The 19,297-nt window shown below is 61.2% G+C and carries 19 protein-coding genes; 17 read left to right on the top strand and 2 right to left on the bottom strand.

Features of this window, described 5'->3' with window-relative positions:
* Positions 1-2: 2 nt before the first annotated feature.
* Positions 3-935, bottom strand: coding sequence for an aldo/keto reductase (locus tag M1D89_RS12725; protein WP_498650851.1), 933 nt, complete (start codon positions 933-935; stop codon positions 3-5).
* Positions 936-987: 52 nt separating this feature from the next.
* On the opposite strand from M1D89_RS12725, the gene M1D89_RS12720 reads away from it, so the two are divergent.
* Positions 988-1,821, top strand: coding sequence for an undecaprenyl-diphosphate phosphatase (locus M1D89_RS12720; RefSeq protein WP_091470731.1), 834 nt, complete (start codon positions 988-990; stop codon positions 1,819-1,821).
* 15 nt (positions 1,822-1,836) lie between these two features.
* Entirely contained in the window at positions 1,837-3,114 is a 1,278-nt protein-coding gene (gene mshC / locus M1D89_RS12715) for a cysteine--1-D-myo-inosityl 2-amino-2-deoxy-alpha-D-glucopyranoside ligase (protein ID WP_498650850.1), read from the top strand.
* Between the two features lie 64 nt (positions 3,115-3,178).
* On the opposite strand, the gene M1D89_RS12710 is transcribed toward mshC, so the two are convergent.
* The gene (locus M1D89_RS12710) at positions 3,179-4,084 is read right to left on the bottom strand and encodes a PAC2 family protein (RefSeq protein ID WP_054808090.1); all 906 of its coding nucleotides are present in this window, start codon (positions 4,082-4,084) and stop codon (positions 3,179-3,181) included.
* A gap of 30 nt (positions 4,085-4,114) precedes the next feature.
* On the opposite strand from M1D89_RS12710, the gene M1D89_RS12705 reads away from it, so the two are divergent.
* From M1D89_RS12705 to tatC, 15 genes are all read left to right on the top strand, one after another.
* Complete coding sequence (locus tag M1D89_RS12705; protein ID WP_498650849.1) at positions 4,115-4,927, top strand: HAD family hydrolase; 813 nt, start codon at positions 4,115-4,117, stop codon at positions 4,925-4,927.
* Positions 4,928-6,094, top strand: coding sequence for a site-2 protease family protein (locus M1D89_RS12700; RefSeq protein ID WP_498650848.1), 1,167 nt, complete (start codon positions 4,928-4,930; stop codon positions 6,092-6,094).
* A 117-nt stretch (positions 6,095-6,211) separates the two neighbouring features.
* Positions 6,212-7,276, top strand: a complete 1,065-nt coding sequence (locus M1D89_RS12695) for a tRNA (adenine-N1)-methyltransferase (RefSeq protein ID WP_498650847.1) — start codon at positions 6,212-6,214, stop codon at positions 7,274-7,276.
* Positions 7,277-7,373: 97 nt separating this feature from the next.
* On the top strand, positions 7,374-9,182 hold the full coding sequence (gene arc / locus M1D89_RS12690; protein WP_498650846.1) for a proteasome ATPase: 1,809 nt from the start codon (positions 7,374-7,376) through the stop codon (positions 9,180-9,182).
* 50 nt (positions 9,183-9,232) lie between these two features.
* Entirely contained in the window at positions 9,233-10,852 is a 1,620-nt protein-coding gene (dop, locus tag M1D89_RS12685) for a depupylase/deamidase Dop (protein WP_498650952.1), read from the top strand.
* A 119-nt stretch (positions 10,853-10,971) separates the two neighbouring features.
* On the top strand, positions 10,972-11,175 hold the full coding sequence (locus M1D89_RS12680; protein ID WP_017200952.1) for a ubiquitin-like protein Pup: 204 nt from the start codon (positions 10,972-10,974) through the stop codon (positions 11,173-11,175).
* A 79-nt stretch (positions 11,176-11,254) separates the two neighbouring features.
* Positions 11,255-12,064, top strand: a complete 810-nt coding sequence (prcB, locus tag M1D89_RS12675) for a proteasome subunit beta (protein ID WP_498650845.1) — start codon at positions 11,255-11,257, stop codon at positions 12,062-12,064.
* A 1-nt stretch (position 12,065) separates the two neighbouring features.
* Positions 12,066-12,773: a proteasome subunit alpha gene (prcA, locus tag M1D89_RS12670; protein WP_498650844.1), complete on the top strand. Its 708-nt coding sequence runs from the start codon at positions 12,066-12,068 to the stop codon at positions 12,771-12,773.
* 1 nt (position 12,774) lies between these two features.
* Positions 12,775-14,139, top strand: coding sequence for a Pup--protein ligase (gene pafA / locus M1D89_RS12665; RefSeq protein WP_498650843.1), 1,365 nt, complete (start codon positions 12,775-12,777; stop codon positions 14,137-14,139).
* A 129-nt stretch (positions 14,140-14,268) separates the two neighbouring features.
* Positions 14,269-15,201 (top strand): FKBP-type peptidyl-prolyl cis-trans isomerase, encoded by a 933-nt coding sequence (locus M1D89_RS12660; RefSeq protein WP_498650842.1) that lies wholly within the window; start codon positions 14,269-14,271, stop codon positions 15,199-15,201.
* A gap of 66 nt (positions 15,202-15,267) precedes the next feature.
* Positions 15,268-15,663, top strand: a complete 396-nt coding sequence (locus M1D89_RS12655) for an FKBP-type peptidyl-prolyl cis-trans isomerase (protein ID WP_017200957.1) — start codon at positions 15,268-15,270, stop codon at positions 15,661-15,663.
* A 95-nt stretch (positions 15,664-15,758) separates the two neighbouring features.
* On the top strand, positions 15,759-17,777 hold the full coding sequence (locus M1D89_RS12650; protein ID WP_498650841.1) for a helix-turn-helix transcriptional regulator: 2,019 nt from the start codon (positions 15,759-15,761) through the stop codon (positions 17,775-17,777).
* Between the two features lie 9 nt (positions 17,778-17,786).
* Positions 17,787-18,137 carry a hypothetical protein gene (locus M1D89_RS12645; protein ID WP_498650840.1) on the top strand — a complete coding sequence of 117 codons (351 nt, stop codon included), beginning with the start codon at positions 17,787-17,789 and terminating at the stop codon, positions 18,135-18,137.
* Positions 18,138-18,173: 36 nt separating this feature from the next.
* On the top strand, positions 18,174-18,443 hold the full coding sequence (gene tatA, locus M1D89_RS12640; protein WP_498650839.1) for a Sec-independent protein translocase subunit TatA: 270 nt from the start codon (positions 18,174-18,176) through the stop codon (positions 18,441-18,443).
* Between the two features lie 6 nt (positions 18,444-18,449).
* Positions 18,450-19,286, top strand: a complete 837-nt coding sequence (gene tatC / locus M1D89_RS12635) for a twin-arginine translocase subunit TatC (RefSeq protein ID WP_498650838.1) — start codon at positions 18,450-18,452, stop codon at positions 19,284-19,286.
* Positions 19,287-19,297 lie beyond the last annotated feature (11 nt).

Below are 19,297 nucleotides of genomic sequence, written 5' to 3'. Positions count from 1 at the left end.
GACTAAGCTGCTGAAACGTCCTCGAGAGCGCGGGCAATCTCAGCTGGCAGCGCCGTCAGTTGAGCGTCCAGTAGTTCCTTGAGCTGAACGGCGTTCCTCGGGCCAATAATTGCCGTCGCCACGCCCGGCCGGGAGAGCAACCAACTGAGGGACACGTCCATCGGTGTGCGGCCCAGTCCGCGGGCTGCCATGGCCACGGCCTCCACCACACGGGATGGCCGCGACTCAAGATACGGCTCGACGTAACCGGCCAGGCGACTCTGTGCGGCACGGGAATCAGCAGGAATCTGGCCACGGTATTTGCCGCTGAGTACTCCACGGCCCAAAGGTGCCCACGCCATCAGCCCCAGTCCGGCGTCTTCCACCGCAGGGATGAGTTCTTCCTCGGCTTTGCGCTGAACGAGGGAGTATTCGGACTGGTTGGCTACGAGGGTGAAGCCGGCCACGGCGGCTGCCTTGGCCGTCTGCCAACCGTTGTAATTGGAGATCCCTACGTAGCGGGCACGTCCGCTCCGCTGGGCAAGTTCCAATGCCGAAAGAGTCTCGTCCAAGGGCACATTCGGATCCCACTCGTGGGCGAACCATATGTCGATGTAGTCGGTGCCGAGCCTTGCGAGGCTGGCATCAAGCGCGGATAGCATCGCTCCTCGGGAAGCGTTGATGCTACGCCTGGAGTCTGAGGACGACACGCCGGCTTTAGTGGAAATCACAATTTCGGAGCGGGCCACGACGTCGCCCAGCATGGATCCCAGCATGGCTTCTGCACGGCCCTGCGCATAAGACGCTGCCGTGTCCACAACAGTGCCCCCGGCGGCAACGAATTCATGGAGCAATTCAGCCGCGTCCTGCTCGTCGGTCTCCTGGGCCCAGGACATGGTTCCAAGAGACAATGAGGACACACGGAATCCACTGTTTCCGACATAACGCTGCTGCATAGCAGTTAGCTTACGGGGAGTTAGCGGACTTCATGACGTAGGGTCTATTCACGTGAACTGGATAGAAGCAGCCTTGCTGGGCCTGGTGCAGGGCCTCACCGAATTCCTCCCGATTTCCTCAAGCGCACACCTGCGGATTGTCGGCTCGTTCCTTCCGAACGCCGCAGACCCGGGTGCGGCCTTCACGGCCATCACACAGTTGGGAACTGAAACGGCCGTGATCGTCTACTTCTGGCGTGACATCGTCCGGATCGTCGGGGCTTGGTTCGGCTCCCTCACGGGCAAGGTGGAGCGAAACAACCCGGATGCCCGCATGGGTTGGCTGGTCATCCTGGGCAGCTTGCCCATCATCATCCTGGGCCTGTTGTTCCAGGACCAGATTGAGTCGGTGTTACGCAGTATGTGGATCGTTGCCACCATGCTGATCGTTTTCGGCATGATTCTCGCTGTGGCCGATGCCATTGGCCGGCAAGAGAGGGACCTCACACAACTGAGCTATAAGCACGGCATCCTCTACGGCTTCGCGCAAGCCATGGCTTTGATCCCGGGCGTTTCCCGCTCCGGCGGCACCATCACAGCCGGCCTCCTCATGGGGTACACCCGTGAAGCGGCTGCCCGGTACTCCTTCCTCCTGGCCATACCAGCGGTGTTTGGCAGTGGCCTCTACCAGCTTTATAAGACGGTGACGAACGAGGGTCTTGCTGGTCCCTACGGTCTCCCGGAGACTGCGTTGGCCACAGTGATCGCTTTCGTGGTGGGTTACATCATCATTGGCTGGTTCCTGAAGTTTGTCTCCACCCGCAGTTACAGGCTCTTCGTTTGGTACCGGATCCTTCTGGGCCTGGCCTTGTATGTCCTGCTCGGTTTCAATGTCATCAGTGCCTAGCACTAAGGTTGAGTCGTGAAATCGTGGACCTCCCGCCCTGTTCCTGAGCTGCCCGGCAGCATGCCGCAACTAAGGCTGTACGACACAGCCCTCGGCCGAGTGGTGGACGTGGAGAGACAGCCGGAACAGTCAATGTACGTCTGTGGCATCACACCGTATGACGCTACGCACATGGGACACGCAGCCAGTTATGTGGCATTCGACCTCCTGAACCGTGCCTGGCGCGATGCCGGAGTCCGCGTCTCCTACGTCCAAAACGTCACGGACATCGATGATCCCCTCCTGGAGCGCGCCACGGCAACAGGCGTGGACTGGCGTGACTTGGCCCAGAGTCAGATCAACCTGTTCCAGACAGACATGGACGCCCTGAATGTCCTCGCACCGAACCATTACATCGGCGCAGTTGAGGCGATCCCGGACATCGTGCCCGCCATCGAGCAGCTTATTGCCGACGGCGTTGCTTATCGCGTTGCCGGTTCTGATGGAGAACCCGACGGCGATGTCTACTACGACGTCGAGACGGCGGGCAAACGCTCCGACGCCACAGACGCCTGGACGCTGGGCGATGTCTCCGGGCTCGGCGAAAAGGAAATGCTGGAGCTCTTCGCGGAGCGCGGTGGCGACCCCGCGAGGGCGGGTAAGCGCCATGCCCTCGATCCGTTGCTCTGGCGCGTTGCACGGGACGGTGAACCGAGCTGGCCCGGAGCTACCTTGGGCGATGGCCGGCCAGGTTGGCACATCGAATGTACGGTGATTGCGCAAAAGTACCTTCCCGCCCCCTTCACTGTTCAGGGCGGCGGCTCGGATCTGGTCTTCCCGCACCATGAAATGGGTGCAGGCCACGCCTACTCCTTGTCCGGCGTTCCGCTGGCGCGCCACTATTCACACGCCGGCATGGTGGGTTTGGACGGCGAGAAGATGAGCAAGTCCAAGGGCAACCTGGTTCTTGTCTCAAAGCTGCGCGCTGCAGGGGAGGAGCCGTCGGCCATCCGCCTTGCCATCCTTGCCCATCACTACCGCTCGGACTGGTCCTGGACCGATGCAGAGTTTGCCGAAGCCAAGGACCGGATCACCCAGTGGCGTGCCGCCCTGGATCATGCACCGGCCGGATCCGCTGCAGCGCTGATATCTGCCATGCGCGATGAACTTGCCAACGACCTTAACGCTCCGGGCGCAATCGCCGCCGTCGACTCCTGGGCGGAGGAAGCGATTCGCACTGGCGCTGACAAGTCAGCGCACGATACCGCCCTTGTTACCGACGCCATTGATGCTTTGCTCGGGGTTGAGCTCTAAGCTACCCGGAAAACAAGCAACGGCCCTGACATCGTGTCAGGGCCGTTGTTGGTTGTCCGATCCCTTAGGGACGCTCTTTGCCACGTCGCTTCAAATACCGCTCAAACTCGCGGGCAATGGACTCACCGGACGCCTCCGGGAGATCAGCGGTGTCCTTCGCCTCCTCCAGTTGCCGCACATAAGCAGCAATCTCAGGGTCTTCCGTGGCGAGCTCGTCCACGCCACGCTCCCAAGCCTCCGATTCTTCAGCCAACGCCTGGCTGTCCAAGGGAACCTGCAGCAAATCCTCGATCCTGTGCAGGATCGCGAGCTGCGCCTTGGGGGAAGGTGGCTGGGCAACGTAATGCGGAACTGCTGCCCACAAGGAGACCGTGGGTAGCCCTGCCAGCATTGCGAACTCTGCGAGCACACCCACGATGCCCACTGGCCCCTCGTACTGGGAAGCCTCCAAGTTGAGGCGCTCCCGCAGGGAACTGTCCTCTGTGGTGGTGCTCACCGGAATTGGACGGCTGTGGGGCACGTCGGCGAGCAGCGCGCCCACCAAAATCACGGAATCCACCTTGAGCGCTTCAGCATGGACCAATAATTCGGTGGTGTAGGCGCGCCAGCGGTATGAAGGTTCGGTACCGAGCACCAGGACCACGTCAACGTTGCTGTCGGGAACTTCAGCCTTGTAAATCCGCGTAGACGGCCATTTCACCTTTCGGGCGCCTGAGGACGTGCGCCGCACGGTGGGCCGCGTGAACTGGAAGTCGTAATACTCCTCGGCGTCCACAGTGGCAACCTTCTTGCCGTCCCAGAGCTTGTTCAAGTAGTGCAGCGCATCGCTAGCGGCCTCACCGGCGTCATTCCAGCCCTCAAACGCGGCGAGCATTACGGTTACACGCTGGCCGTCCGCGGGTTCCTTGAGGAAACGCTCGGGCTCCGCGGTGATGTCCTGTCCTTCGGGGGTCCCGTCCACACTGTTCATCCACTCACCCTACGTCCAAGACCCTCGTGGATGCATGGCATTTCACGCCGAAGCGTGTCCGGGATTCGCCCACAGCGCAACGGGCGAACAGCCGCCCGCCAGGTTCCACGTAGACTGGAAACCATGCATTCGTTACCCAGCCAGCCCCTCCTCAAAGCCGTGCTCTGGGATATGGATGGCACCCTCGTGGACACAGAACCCTACTGGATCGCTGCGGAGCGCGCGCTGGTGGAATCCCACGGCGGCACTTGGTCCCACCAGCAGGCGATGCAATTGGTGGGACAGTCCCTGCTGCACTCAGCTGCCGTTCTGCAGGCCGCAGGCGTCAGGCTCGAGGCCCGTGAAATCGTGGACACCCTGAGCGCACAGGTCATCGAGCAGGTCCGCAAAGAAGTCCCGTGGCGGCCCGGCGCACGCGAACTGCTGGATGAACTCCATTTGGCGGGCATCCGCTGTGCCCTGGTAACAATGTCAGAGGGTCCTTTGGCAGGCGTCGTGGTGGAGAGCCTTCCCAAGCCCTACTTCGAGTTCATGGTCACCGGCGATACCGTCACCAACGGGAAGCCGCACCCAGAGGCCTACCTCACCGCCGTGGAACGGCTCAGGTTGGACGACCCGTCCGTCACTATTGACCACTGTGTCGCTCTCGAGGATTCCATCCCAGGTGCCACAGCCGCCATCGCGTCGGGTGTGGTCACAGTAGGAATTCCCCATCAGGTTCCCCTCCCGGAAGACCCCCGGATGATCATGTGGCCCACGCTGGTCGGCCGTACTGCACCCGATCTACAACAGCTCGTGGCTGACCGTTTCGCCGCAGCGAACCTGCTTGAAGGGGCCAACTAGGTGAGCAGCCCCTCCACACCGCATCACTCGCAAACCAAAAAGAGGGAGGGCATCCCCCTCGGACGAATCGCCGGCATTCCTGTCTATCTGGCCTATTCGTGGTTCGTCATAGCAGCCTTTACGGTGTTCGTTTACGGGCCCGTGTTGATGGACTACATGCCCTATCTGAATAACTGGGCCTACATTGTGGCGCTGTGCATTGCCCTGCTACTCGCCATGTCTGTCCTGATCCACGAACTTGCACATGCGCTCAGCGCAAAGGCCTTCAAATGGCCCACCGAAAAGATTGTGCTGAATCTTTGGGGCGGACACACTCAGTTCGAGAACTTCACGGCTTCGCCGGGGAAGTCCGTCATCGTCGCCCTGGCTGGGCCCGTTTCCAACTTCGTCGTCGCCGCGGTCATGTGGGCAGTGATGTCCGCCGACCTGCTCAGTGGCGTGTCGGCCACCTTGGGCGACATCCTGATGAGGGCAAACCTCTTGATCGGCATCTTCAACATACTTCCCGGAATGCCACTGGATGGCGGGCGTTTGGTGGAGTCTGCCGTGTGGAAGGCCACTGGCAGCCAGGACAAAGGCACCATTGCCGCAGGATGGTCCGGCCGCATCATTGTTGTGGTCCTGGTCATTTGGTTTATTGGCCTGCCCTTGATCAGCGGCGCTTGGCCGGACCTCACCTTTATAGTGATCACGGTGCTGGTGTGCGGCTTCCTCTGGATGGGCGCTTCCAGCTCTATCCACCACGCGAAGCTACGCAGTCGTCTGTACCTGGTAAGTGCCGCTGGGTTGGCTGAGCCCGCAGTGGGCGTTCCGAACTCGGCCTCAGTGGCAGATGTCCTGGACATTTCCCCGGCCGGAAGTCCCGCCGTCGTGATTTGCGGTCCGGACGGCAAACCGCAGGGAGTTGTGGATTTCGCCGCAACTCTCGCTGTTCCAGCCGCAGCTGCCACGACGACGCCGGTCACCGCAGTGTCGCATGCCCTGGCCGCCGGGGCGTACGTCCCCGAATGGTCCAAGGGGCAGGAATTGATCCAGTACCTGGCTCGGCTGGAGGGCGGCGAATACGCTGTGGTTGATCACAACGGAATCGTCACCGGCCTGCTCCGCCAGCAGGCCGTAGTGACGGCCATAACAGGTAAGGAAGCGCGCAAGAGCGGGCGCGCCTGACTGCCTTGCCGGTAGAGTTACATGCCGGCGGTTATACGAAAGAGACCCATTGATTTTTTGGCGCCCACCAGCCGGTTACACACCGCGGCCCAGCCGTACAGGAGCGAGGAACACCACATGAGCAGCGAAACCGCCGCCCCCGCAGCAAGCACAGGCACCGACGAGCCCGCCACGGGCTCGGCAGGACAGCCGACGGGCGCTGCACGACGCCGCGGGCCTTTCCGTGTGGGCGAGCGGGTCCAGCTCACGGACGAGCGTGGGCGCATGAACACCATCACCTTGGAGGTGGGCGGCGCTTTCCATACGCACCGCGGCTTCTTGAACCACGATGAAATCATCGGCAAGGTGGATGGCTCGGTGGTAAGCAACAACGTCGGCCAGCAGTACCAGACGTTGCGGCCGCTGCTCTCTGACTTCGTACTGTCCATGCCCCGTGGCGCGGCCGTGGTTTATCCCAAGGATGCCGGGCAGATTGTCACCATGGCCGATATCTTCCCGGGCGCTCGTGTGGTGGAAGCCGGGGTGGGCTCCGGCGCCCTCTCCATTTCCCTGCTGCGCGCAGTCGGCGACGGCGGTTACCTCCACTCCTTCGAGCGTCGCGAAGAATTCGCGGACATCGCCCGTGGAAACGTTGAGACCATCTTTGGAGGCCCGCACCCCGCGTGGCAGATCTCCCTGGGAGATTTCCAGGAAGAGGTAGTCAAAGCCGAGGCCCCGGGATCGGTGGACCGCGTCGTGCTGGACATGCTTGCGCCGTGGGAGTGCTTGGACGCCGTCGCCACTGTCCTGGCTCCCGGCGGTGTCTGGATCAACTACGTAGCAACCGTCACCCAGTTGTCCCGTACCGCAGAAGCCATCCGCGCTGACGGCCGCTTCACCGAGCCGGACGCTTGGGAATCGATGGTTCGCGGCTGGCACCTTGAAGGCCTCGCGGTTCGGCCGGACCACCGAATGGTCGCGCACACCGGATTCCTGCTCGTCACGCGCCGACTCGCCGATGGCGTCACCGGAATTTCCGTGAAGCGCCGCCCTTCCAAGACCGAATTCAGCGAAGAGGACCTTAACGCCTGGACCCCTGCTGCAGTGGGGGAGCGCTCCGTCTCGGACAAGAAACTGCGCCGTGCAGCACGTGATGCCATCGCCGGGACCAACGTTCAGGATGATCCCTCAGTCACAAACTGACAAAGGTCACAATAGGGTTCGCATTCCGAATGTCACCAAGCACCCTGAGCTTTTCGGGACTAAGGTCTTGTTAAGCGCAGGAAGGGGCTGATGAATCGTGGATACGTCAAACAACGACCTTGGACGGCCGACGCCGGAAGAAGCAAACGACGCAGCGGAGAATACGGCAAGCCGGGGGCTTGGCGCTGTTCAACCGCCGGAGACCTCGAGTGAGCTGACTGTTGCCGAACGGCAAATCAACATCCTTCGGGACAAGCTTCGCCACATTGACCGCCAGTTGGCAGCCGCGACCCAGAACAACGGCAAACTGGTCAGCATGCTGGAAACGGCGAAAGCTGAGATTCTTCGTTTGAAGGGCGCCTTGGAGCAGGAGGGCCAGCCTCCTTACAGCTTCGGCACAGTGGTGCAGATCAACCCACGGAAGCAGCCGTCCGCCGGCAGTTCAGGGCAGGCAGCCACCGAAGAGTCCGTGGACATCTTTAACGCCGGCCGCAAAATGCGCGTGGGAGTCAGCCCGCTCGTCAACCTCAACCAGCTCGCTGTAGGACAGGAAGTCCTGCTGAACGAGGCACTCCTGGTAGTGGCCGGGCTCGGTTACGAACGCGCCGGCGAATTGGTCACCCTTAAGGAAATGCTGGGCAAGGACCGCGCACTTGTGGTCGGCCGAGCCGACGAAGAACGTGTAGTCAGGCTGTCCGGGGCACTCCAAAGCGTTCATTTGAAAGTGGGCGACGCGTTGTCGCTTGATTCACGGACCGGCTATGCACTGGAAAAAGTCCCGCGCGCCGAGGTGGAGAACCTAGTCCTCGAAGAAGTTCCGGACATCACCTACCAGGACATCGGTGGGCTTGGACCGCAGATCGAGCAGATCCGCGACGCCGTTGAGCTGCCGTTCCTCCATCCGGACCTCTACCGTGAGCATGGCCTCAAGGCCCCCAAGGGCATCTTGCTCTACGGCCCTCCAGGCTGCGGCAAAACCCTGATTGCCAAGGCAGTAGCGAATTCGCTCGCCGCCCGGGCAGCGGAACGGGCGGGCAACACCGATCTCAAGAGTTACTTCCTGAACATCAAGGGGCCGGAGCTCCTTGACAAGTACGTGGGTGAGACCGAGCGCCACATCCGGCTGATCTTCTCCCGCGCCCGTGAAAAGGCTTCAGACGGCAGCCCCGTGGTGGTCTTCTTCGACGAAATGGACTCCTTGTTCCGCACCCGCGGTACCGGGGTATCGTCCGACGTCGAAACCACCATCGTGCCGCAGCTACTCAGCGAGATCGACGGTGTGGAGCGCCTGGACAACGTGATCGTCATTGGTGCCTCAAACCGTGAGGACATGATCGATCCCGCCATCCTTCGTCCCGGTCGCCTTGATGTGAAGGTGAAGATCCAACGACCTGACGCCGAAGCCGCAGCCGACATCTTCGCCAAATACATCACCACTGACCTGCCCTTCCACCCTCAGGATTTGGCTGAGTATGGCGGCGACGTGCAGGCCACCGTTGATGCGATGGTCCAGCGCACCGTGGAGGCCATGTACTCCACGGAGAAGTCCAACGAGTACCTCGAGGTCACTTATGCCAACGGCGATACCGAAATGCTGTACTTCAAGGACTTCAACTCCGGCGCCGTGGTCCAGAATGTGGTGGATCGGGCCAAGAAGTACGCCATCAAGGATTTGCTGACCAACCACCAGAAAGGTCTTCGGATCGATCACCTGCTTCGGGCCGTGGTGGATGAGTTCCGTGAGCACGAGGACATGCCCAACACCACCAACCCGGATGACTGGGCACGGATTTCGGGCAAGAAGGGCGAAAGGATCACCTACATCCGGACCATCGTTCAGGGCAAGGCAGGTCAGGAACCTGGCAAGTCCATCGAAACCACCGCCAACACAGGTCAGTACCTGTGACAGCAAGGCCCGAGGGTTCACCCGCAGAGAAGCTTCCCGCAGGCGGCGCCATGCGCGTTATGGGTTCGGAAACTGAATATGGGATCCATGCGCCGTCAGCTCCGGGAGCCAACGCCACCATGATGTCCGCAAGGATCATCCAGGCGTATGCAACCGTTACCCGGCAGCGTGCGGCGGGTGGGGCTGAGACGCGGTGGGACTACACGGACGAGGAACCGCTGCACGATGCCCGCGGTTGGACAGTGGATAGGGCAGCGGCGGATCCCAGCCAGCTGACGGACCAGCCGCCAGTGCTCGACGCCGAAGCCGTCGCCTTGGCCTATGGCCGCCAGGAGTTGGAACTCGATGGCGCAGACGAGTCCGGTTCCCTGCTGATGAACATGGTCCTCGGCAATGGTGCACGCCTATACGTCGATCATGCGCACCCGGAGTATTCCAGCCCGGAGGTCACCAATCCACGCGATGTCGTCGCGTGGGATGCCGCGGGCGACCTGGTTGCCCTGGCCACCGTCAGGAAGGTCGCGTCCGATGCCGCGCTTCCTCCGATCAACCTGTACAAGAACAACACCGATAACAAGTCTGTGTCTTATGGCTCGCATGAGAACTACCTCATGCCGCGTTCGGTGCCCTTCGGGGACATCATCCGCGGGCTAACCCCCTTCTTTGTTTCCCGCCAGGTCACCTGTGGTGCGGGCAGGGTGGGGATAGGGCAGGACAGTTCAACTCCCGGCTACCAGATCAGCCAGCGGGCCGACTTCTTTGAAGCAGAGGTGGGGCTGGAAACAACAATCCGCCGCCCCATCATCAACACAAGGGACGAGCCACACGCCACGGCGGACAAGTATCGCCGCCTCCACGTGATCATTGGCGACGCCAATCTGAGCCAGGCTTCGAATTTCCTGAAGTTCGGAACCACTGCCATGGTCCTGAGCCTCATTGAGGCGGGACAGGCCCCGAGGATCGAAGTTCATGAGCCTGTCCAGGCGCTCCAAGCCGTCAGCCACGACACTACCTTGGCCGTCACCGTGAGGCTCCTCGACGGGAGACGCGTGACCGCCCTCGATCTCCAATGGATGTATTTCGAGGCTGCCGCCAAACTGGCCCAGGAGACAGGGGTAGCGGATTCAGTCACTGGAGATGGCCATACGCATCAGGTTTTGTCTCATTGGGAGTCCACGTTGACAACTCTCGGTACAGATCCTGATGCTGCTGCCTCGTCGGTTGAGTGGGTGGCCAAAAAATCATTGCTGGAAGGTTACCGTAACCGCGACGGGCTGGCGTGGGACGATGCACGACTCGGCTTGGTGGATCTCCAATGGTCCGATATCCGGCCCGAGAAAGGCCTCTACTACAGGTTGCTCTCCAGGGACCGGATGATGCGCATTGTCGACGACGGCGACATCACCCGGGCGGTCACCGAACCGCCGTCGGACACTCGGGCTTACTTCCGCGGTCGCTGCGTTTCCAGCTTCGGCAAGGACGTCGTTGGCGCCAGTTGGGACTCGGTGATCTTCGATGTCCCAGGGTTGGGGAAACTGCAGCGGGTGCCTACCCGTGAGCCTTTGAGGGGCACACGGGCCCTGACCGGCGCCCTCTTTGACCGCCATGCGGATGCTGCTTCGTTCCTGGCCGAATTGCTGGGTCAGGCGCCACCGCCGGCCAGGAGTTGAAGGATGCCGGCCACAGGAATATTCGTGCCGGTCCAAAGCCATCCGCGGCACCGGTCCGCGTGGCAATATGGCATTAGGAAGTCTCCGTCTTCAGGAGACTGACAGTAGGGAGAAAGAAAATGGCAGCACAGGAGCAGCAACAACCGCAGTCACGGGACACCGAGACCGAAGTGGACGTACCGGAGGCACCGCCGGCAGCCCCCGAGGCACAGGCTTCGGAAGCGACGCAGGGTGTGGATGACCTCCTCGACGAAATCGACGGCGTTCTCGAATCGAACGCTGAAGAGTTCGTGAGGGCGTTTGTCCAAAAGGGCGGCCAATAGGCGGACCCGCCAGAGGATGTACTGCCCGGCCGGCGTGAGGCCGCCGGGCATCGGAATGCAGAGTCGAAGGAGTGCAGCAATGCAGGACCCATCAACCGGCCCGCTGGCCACCCAGGCAACGTCTTCTTTCACGGAGCATCTCCAACGCTCGCGTCCCGAACTCCTTCCCTTCACCCAATCGTTACCCGCGGGCATGGTCCCGTCCTCGCCGCACGCCACCACGATCGTGGCCTTGACGTACGCCGGTGGTGTGCTGATGGCCGGGGATCGCCGCGCCACCATGGGCAACATCATCGCCAGCCGGCACATCGAAAAGGTCTTTCCGGCGGACCAATATTCAGTCCTCGGCATTGCCGGAACTGCCGGCTTGGCAATCGATATCACACGGCTTTTCCAAGTGGAACTCGAGCACTACGAGAAGATCGAGGGCACGCTCCTCAGCCTCGTCGGCAAGGCCAATCGTTTGGGCGCCATGATCCGCGGAAACCTGCCAATGGCAATGCAGGGCATGGCGGTCGTTCCACTGTTTGCAGGCTTCGACCACGTCTCAGGCGTGGGCCGTTTGTTCTCCTACGACGTCACAGGCGGCCGCTACGAGGAACAGGAGCATCACTCCGTTGGTTCGGGTTCCGTCTTCGCGCGGGGTGCCCTGAAGAAACTGTGGAAGCCCAACCTGTCAGAAGAGAACGCTGTGTCGGTGGCTGTAGAAGCCCTCTACGATGCCGCCGATGACGACTCCGCCACCGGCGGTCCTGACCCTGTCCGGCAACTATGGCCGGTGGTGTATACGGTTGACCGTTCCGGCAACCGGCGCGTCCCTGAACGGGACCTGGCCGCGATAGCCGGCGCCATTGTCGAATCGCGCGCCGCCGCAGGACGGGAGGCCTGAGATGACACAGCAGTTCTATGTCTCTCCCGAACAGCTGATGAAGGACCGTGCGGACTTCGCACGGAAGGGCATCGCCCGGGGACGTTCTGTCGTGGTCATCAGCTGCGCAGACGGCATCGCGTTGATCGCCGAAAACCCTTCACCCTCCTTGCACAAAATCGGCGAAATTTACGACAAAATCGCCTTCGCGGCAGTCGGCAAGTACAACGAATTTGAAAGTCTCAGGCAAGCCGGCGTTCGCTACGCCGATGTCCGTGGCTATTCCTATGATCGCGAGGACGTGACCGCGCGCGGCCTTGCCAGCGTTTATGCACAAAGCCTGGGAGCTGTGTTCACGGCCGAGCAGAAGCCATTCGAAGTGGAACTGGCTGTAGCCGAGGTTGGCTTTACCCAGGAACAGGACCACCTGTACCGGCTCACCTTCGATGGATCAATCGCCGATGAGAACGGCTTCGTTGTCATGGGCGGGCTTGCCGACCAGATTTCCGACGTCGTCAGCGGGGCTTGGGAGGCGGAGCTCAGCTTGGCGGGGGCCATGCAATTGGCACTGCGCGCCTTGGCCACGAATAAGGAAGTCGAAGAACTGCCCGCTACCGCCGTCGAAGCCGCCGTGCTCTACCGTGCTTCGGAAAGCAACCGCGGATCCCGCAGGGCGTTCCGGCGGCTGCTGCCGGATGACATGACCCGGTTGCTCACAGAGGAGACCTGAGATGGATAAACGGATTTTTGGCATCGAAACGGAATTTGGAATCTCCTATTCCAGTCCGGATTCACGCCCGCTGGCTCCCGAGGAAGTCGCACGGTACCTGTTCCGCAAGGTGGTCAGTTGGGGGAGGTCTTCCAACGTATTCCTCACCAACGGTTCACGCCTTTACCTTGATGTGGGCTCGCACCCTGAGTATGCCACGGCCGAGTGCGACGACCTTGTCCAACTCATCGCCCACGACCGGGCCGGCGAACTTATCCTGGACGACCTCGTGGATGAGGCCCAGGCCCGGCTCGCGGCAGAGGGCTTCAATGGCACGGTCTACCTCTTCAAAAACAACACTGATTCGGCTGGAAACTCCTACGGCAGCCACGAGAATTACCTCATACCGCGGCGCGGGGAGTTCTCCCGTCTGGCCGAAATCCTGATTCCCTTCCTGGTCACACGGCAGCTGATCGCCGGCGCCGGCAAGGTATTGAAGACCCCGCACGGGGCCACGTTTGCGTTCTCACAACGCGCCGACCATATCTGGGAAGGCGTGTCCTCGGCCACCACCAGGTCCAGGCCCATCATCAACACACGCGATGAGCCGCATGCGGACGCGGAGTTCTACCGCCGCCTCCACGTGATCGTTGGCGACTCCAACATGTCCGAGACGTCCGCGCTGCTCAAGGTTGGCACAGTGGACCTTATCCTCCGCATGATCGAGGCGGGCGTCATCATGCGGGACATGCGCATGGAGAACCCCATCCGCAGCATCCGCGAAATTTCCCACGACCTTACGGGCCGCGCATTGGTCCGATTGGCTAACGGACGGCAACTCACTGCACTTGATATTCAGCGGGAGTATCTCAACAAGGTCACGGACTTCGTGGCCACGAACGGCGCGCACAACGCCCACGTACCGCTCATCCTGGACTTGTGGGAGCGGACTTTGAATGCCATCGAGAGCGGCGACACCAGCACCATCGACACCGAAGTGGATTGGGCTATCAAGAAAAAGCTCATGGACGGCTACATGCGCCGCCATGACCTCAGCCTGGATTCACCCCGTATTGCCCAACTGGACCTCACCTATCACGATATTTCGCGCCAGCGCGGCATCTTTTTCCTCCTGCAGGCGCGCGGCGCAGCACGCAGGCTGGTGACGGAAACCGAGGTCAAGGATGCCGTGGACGCACCACCCCAGACGACTCGCGCAAAGCTTCGGGGAGACTTTGTGCGGAGAGCGCAGGAGCTCGGCCGCGATTACACAGTGGACTGGGTGCACCTGAAACTCAACGACCGCGCCCACCAAACGATCCTGTGCAAGGATCCTTTCCGGAGCGTGGACGAACGAGTGGATGCACTCCTGGACTCAATGGGCTGACGGGCACTTTAAGCTGACTCCCAGTTTCACGGGCTATTCTGGATAGTGGTCTCTACCCGAGATACACCTTGCTTGGATGCGCTACGCGCCTTTCCGAGTGTCCCTTTGCCCCGACGAAAGTGTCTTTTTGTGCGCCGACTCCTAGCAATACTTCTTCCCGCCCTCCTGCTCATTACCGCCTGCGGTGGGGAAAGCACTCCGGCCGCTGAGCCCACCAGCAAGTCCGTTGGTGACGTCTCCAAGCTCGACTCCCTGAAGGTGACGGACAACGGCAACGACAAAGCGCCCGCCCTTGAGTTCTCCAAGCCCCTGGCTGTGACGGGACCCACCGTCAAGGTTGTCAGCGAAGGCGACGGTGAGCCCGTCAAGATGGGTCAAATCGCCGAACTGGTGTTCGTCGCAGTGGATGGCACTGACGGCAAGACGCTTGAGGACGGTTACACCAAGGGGCCCCAGCCGATCGAGCTCTCGGAGCAGATGAAAACCGGCAATGAATTGATCTTCGACGCCATCATCGGCGCCAAAGTAGGCAGCCACGTTGCTATCGCCGCTCCGGGCAACTCCTCGGCAACGGCACCTGCGTCTACGCAACTGGTGGTATTCAAGATCGCCTCCGCCAAGGACGCACCCGGTCTGTTGAGCAAGGAAGAGACTGAGCAGCTGGACAAAGACGGCAAGCTTCCCAAGGTGACCTTTGACGACAAGGGCGTGCCTTCCGTGGAGATCCCCAAGACTGATGTGCCTGCCGGTCTTTCGGTGAAGGTCCTGTCCGAGGGCACTGGCGAGGAGCTGACAAGCTCTGACACGATCGATGCCAACTACAGTGGCTGGCGCTGGGAAGACAGCACCAAGTTCGACTCCAGCTATGACCGTGGGGAGGCCGCTACCTTTGGCCTGAACCAGGTCATCAAGGGCTGGACGCTTGGCCTCACAGGCCAAAAGGTGGGTTCCAAGGTTCTTCTGACGATTCCCACGGATCTCGCCTATGGAGCAAACGCCGCTGCGCAGGGCAAACCTGCCGGCCCGCTGGTCTTCGTCGTCGAGATCACTGGCAAAAAGTAGATCCCGCCCAGGTTCTGGCTAAGCTGGTTCCTGAAACCTCTTCGTCCCTTCCACTAAGGAGCAAGCATGTCATTTGGTCAGCGTGACTTCGACCGCACCAAGCCCGAAATCGACTTCCCGGAAGGCGACGTCCCCACGGACCTCGTCATCACGGACCTCATTGAGGGCACCGGCCCCGAGGCCAAGGCCGGCGACACTGTGTCCACCCACTACGTCGGCGTTGCCTGGTCCACTGGCGAAGAATTCGACGCTTCCTGGGGCCGTGGCGCTCCGCTGGACTTCCGCGTCGGCGTCGGCCAGGTTATCCAGGGTTGGGATCAGGGCCTGCTGGGCATGAAGGTGGGCGGCCGCCGTCGCCTGGAGATCCCCTCGGAGCTCGCCTACGGCTCACGTGGCGCTGGTGGAGCAATCAAGCCCAACGAGGCCTTGATCTTCGTCGTCGACCTCGTGGCTGTCCGCTAGGACTCTGGCTTCTTTCGAGGCGCGTTACCTTCCGGTTTTGCCGGTAGGTGACGCGCCTTGCTGTTTTCCCGTTGGTTTTTAGTAACGTAGCAACCGTGTCCGCATCCCGCACTGAACGTCTCCTGAATCTGCTCCTGGCTTTGCTCAATACCAAAGTTGGCCTTCCACGTGCCGTGCTGCGCGAAAAGGTTTATCACGATTCAGCGGACAATGATGTCGCCTTTGGACGGATGTTCGAGCGCGACAAAGTGGATCTGAAGCAGTTTGGCTTCGAGATTGAAACCCTGATGGACCCGCGCAATTTCGGCGCGGACGACCCCGCCTCGACGCGCTACCGCATCGGCAAGGACTCCAACCGGCTTCCGGACGTGAGCCTGACGACCGCGGAGAGCACGGTGCTTCTGCTGGCGGCTCAGCTATGGGAACGCGCTGCACTGGGAACCGCAGCCGCCAACGCCGTCCGCAAGCTGCAGGCAGCAGGAGGCTTCACTGACGTGGACCTCCCAGCAGGGGTCCAGCCAAGGATTAAACCCGCAGGACAGGCCTTCGACGACGTCGTTGCGGCAATGCACGGCAAGCATCCGGTCCGCTTCGGCTACCTCGCGGTCAGTACGGGCAGGGAAGAAGTCCGCGAAGTCGAGCCATGGGGGTTGGGCAGCCGCTTCGGTCAGTGGTACCTCGCGGGCTGGGATCGGGGGCGACGGGCCAAAAGGCTCTTCAGGCTCTCACGGATGACCACCGCAGTAAGCGTTGTAACCACCAGCACTTTCCAACCGCCGGAAGACTTCAGCGCCCGAGCGGAGTTGGACGCACTCAATGAGCTGCCTGTCCAACAAGCCACTTTGGACATCGATATGGACAGGCTGCTTGCCTTGCGCAAAAGGGCCGTGTCCGTGGAGGCAGCCCCGAATGCAAGCAGTCGGGACCGCATCACTGTGGATTTCCGGGATCCCGAGCAACTGGCCGAAGAGCTGGCATCCTACGGTCCCCACGCCAAAGTGGCAGGACCCGCGGAACTGCGTGCCGCCGTCGTACGTCGCCTCAAAGCAGCCGCAGACTTTGATGACCTTCCGCCCGTACCCATCGGGTTTCCCGAAGCCGGCCGTGCGCCCCGCACGCGCAAGCGCACCTCTGAAGACCAACTCGCCAGGATGCTGCAGTTGGTTCCTTTCCTGGTTCACCACCAAGGCCTGCACATCCAGCAGGTAGCCGATCACTTTGGCATCAGCCGCAAGGCGCTGATCGATGACCTGAAAATCCTTATCTGCTCGGGGCTGCCCGAGGGGTACCCTGACGATCTGCTGGACATTCAATGGGAGAACGATCACGTCTACATCTCCGAACACCTCGATTTGAACCGTCCAGTCCGCTTCAGTGAAGACGAAGCGGCTGCGTTGCTGACCGGCCTGGCCATGCTGGGGGACCTGCCGGCACTGGCAGGAATGCTTGAGGATGAGTCGGGGAGCGCCCTCGAAGCCGTGACCATCAAGCTGACAGGCGCCGCAGGTCAGGCCGCACGATTGGCCGGCTCAGTGTCCGGGCAGTCGGTGGCGCCGGAACAATCACAGGCTTTCGCCGCCATAACCGGGGCAATCCGTGAGGGCCGGCAATTGCGACTCAGGTACTTCTCACTGCAACGCGATGAAGTTACCGAGAGGGACGTTGACCCCCTGCGGCTCTACTCACTGGACAATACGTGGTACTTCGAGGCGTACTGCCACAGCAAGGCGGGAATCAGGAACTTCCGGCTGGACAGGGTAGAAGCCTTGGAGACCAACGGCCGCGCCGTGTCCACGCCGTCAACAGCCGGGCAGGATTTTCCGGCCCGGCTGTTCACGCCCAGCGATGATGACGTGCTGGTGGTCCTCCAGCTGACCCGTCAAGGGGCCGGATTGGCTGACGACTACTACGCCGAACGCACCGCACAACTGCCCGACGGTGGCCTGCTTGCCGAAGTTCGATTCGGCAACGCTGAGTGGCTGCCGATGTTCGTTTCGCAGCATGGAGGCACCGTTCGGATCCTCGATCCCGGGCACCTTCGGCAGGAATCCCGCGAGTGGGTCGACGCGGCCTTGGCGCAGTACAACTCACCTTCCGGTACGAAGGCTGGCTAGACTACTCAGATGCCTTGGTGGTTCTGGATCCTGTTGTGGATCGCGCTCATAGCCCTTTCGTTGCTCTTTCACCTGACTCTGGGCTATCGCCTGTACAAGAAATTCATGTCAACTGTTCATGATCTGGGTGCCGCGGGTAAACGTTTCAGCAACCTTGCACCTTCCCAGGAAACCTCCGACGTTGAAACCGCCGAACCACGGCTTGCGCCGGGGTCCGCAATTTTTGCCTCCCCGGAACAGATGCGTCATGATTACCTGACGGCCAAGGCCTTCCGTCAGGAAGTTCGTCGTCAACGACGCATCAAGCGCAAAGCCGAGCGGGGTCAACCCCAATCCCTGCACGACATTGAATTCAGATAGACGTAGGATGTATCCAAAAGGAAAGGACCTCCCCACATGAGGCTCGAAGGCTGGCATCTCATCATCATCATCGTCCTGGCTCTGGTGCTCTTTGCAGCGCCGAAGCTGCCGTCCATGGCGCGCAGCATTGGGCAGTCGATGCGTATTTTCAAGTCTGAGGTCCGGGAAATGAAGAAGGATGGTTCTTCCGAAGCCAAGGACTCCCAGGACGGTTCAGACGCCGTGGAAGGCAAAGTAGTGGGCCACCCGGACGTCAAGGCCAAGAACAACGGCGAGACTGACGTACCGCCCTCCAACCGCGTCTAAAGAGAAGTGGTAGAGACGAAGGGGCGCAAGGCCAACCCCGAAGCCCGGATGGCGCTCCTGGATCACCTCAAGGAGCTGCGCAACCGGCTCTTCAAGGCTGCAATCGGCGTCATCCTGGGAACAGTGGTGGGCTTCATCGTCTACCAGCCTCTCCTGGAAGCACTGATCAAGCCGATCAAGGACCTCAACGAAAAAGAGGGACGCGCTGCCACGCTGAACTTTGACGGCGTAGCCAGTTCGTTCGACCTCATGGTCCAAGTATCGGTTTTTCTTGGCGTGATCCTGTCAAGCCCGGTCTGGATTTACCAGCTGTGGGCCTTCATCGTGCCGGGTCTCCACAAGAAGGAACGGCGCTTGGCATTGTCCTTCGTGGCAGCAGCCGTACCGCTCTTCATCGGTGGTGTCCTGCTTGCCTGGCTGGTGTTGCCCAACGCGGTTCGCGTCCTGACCGACTTCACTCCGGTGGGCGGTTCAAACTTCATCAGCGCCGAAATTTATCTGGCCTTTGTGCTCCGGCTCCTCTTGGCCTTCGGCATCGCCTTCCTCGTCCCCGTGGTGCTGGTGGGATTGAACCTGGCCGGAATCATTAAGGGCAAGCAGCTCATCAAGAGTTGGCGGATCACCATCTTCCTGGTGTGCCTGTTCGCTGCGATGGCCGCTCCCGGCGCTGACGCCATGAGCATGTTCTACCTCGCAGCACCCATGCTGCTCCTGTTCTTCGCGGCGATCGGTGTCTGCGTCCTCAACGACCGCCGCCGTGAGCGCCGTGCCATCAAGCGGGCAGCTGAGACTGAAGCCACTGCCGACATCGCAACCCCGGCCACGGATCTGGAGAATCTCTAGACCATGGGCCA

The organism is Arthrobacter sp. D3-18 (genome assembly GCF_054408525.1).
This window is presented reverse-complemented; position numbering and strand designations above follow the sequence as displayed.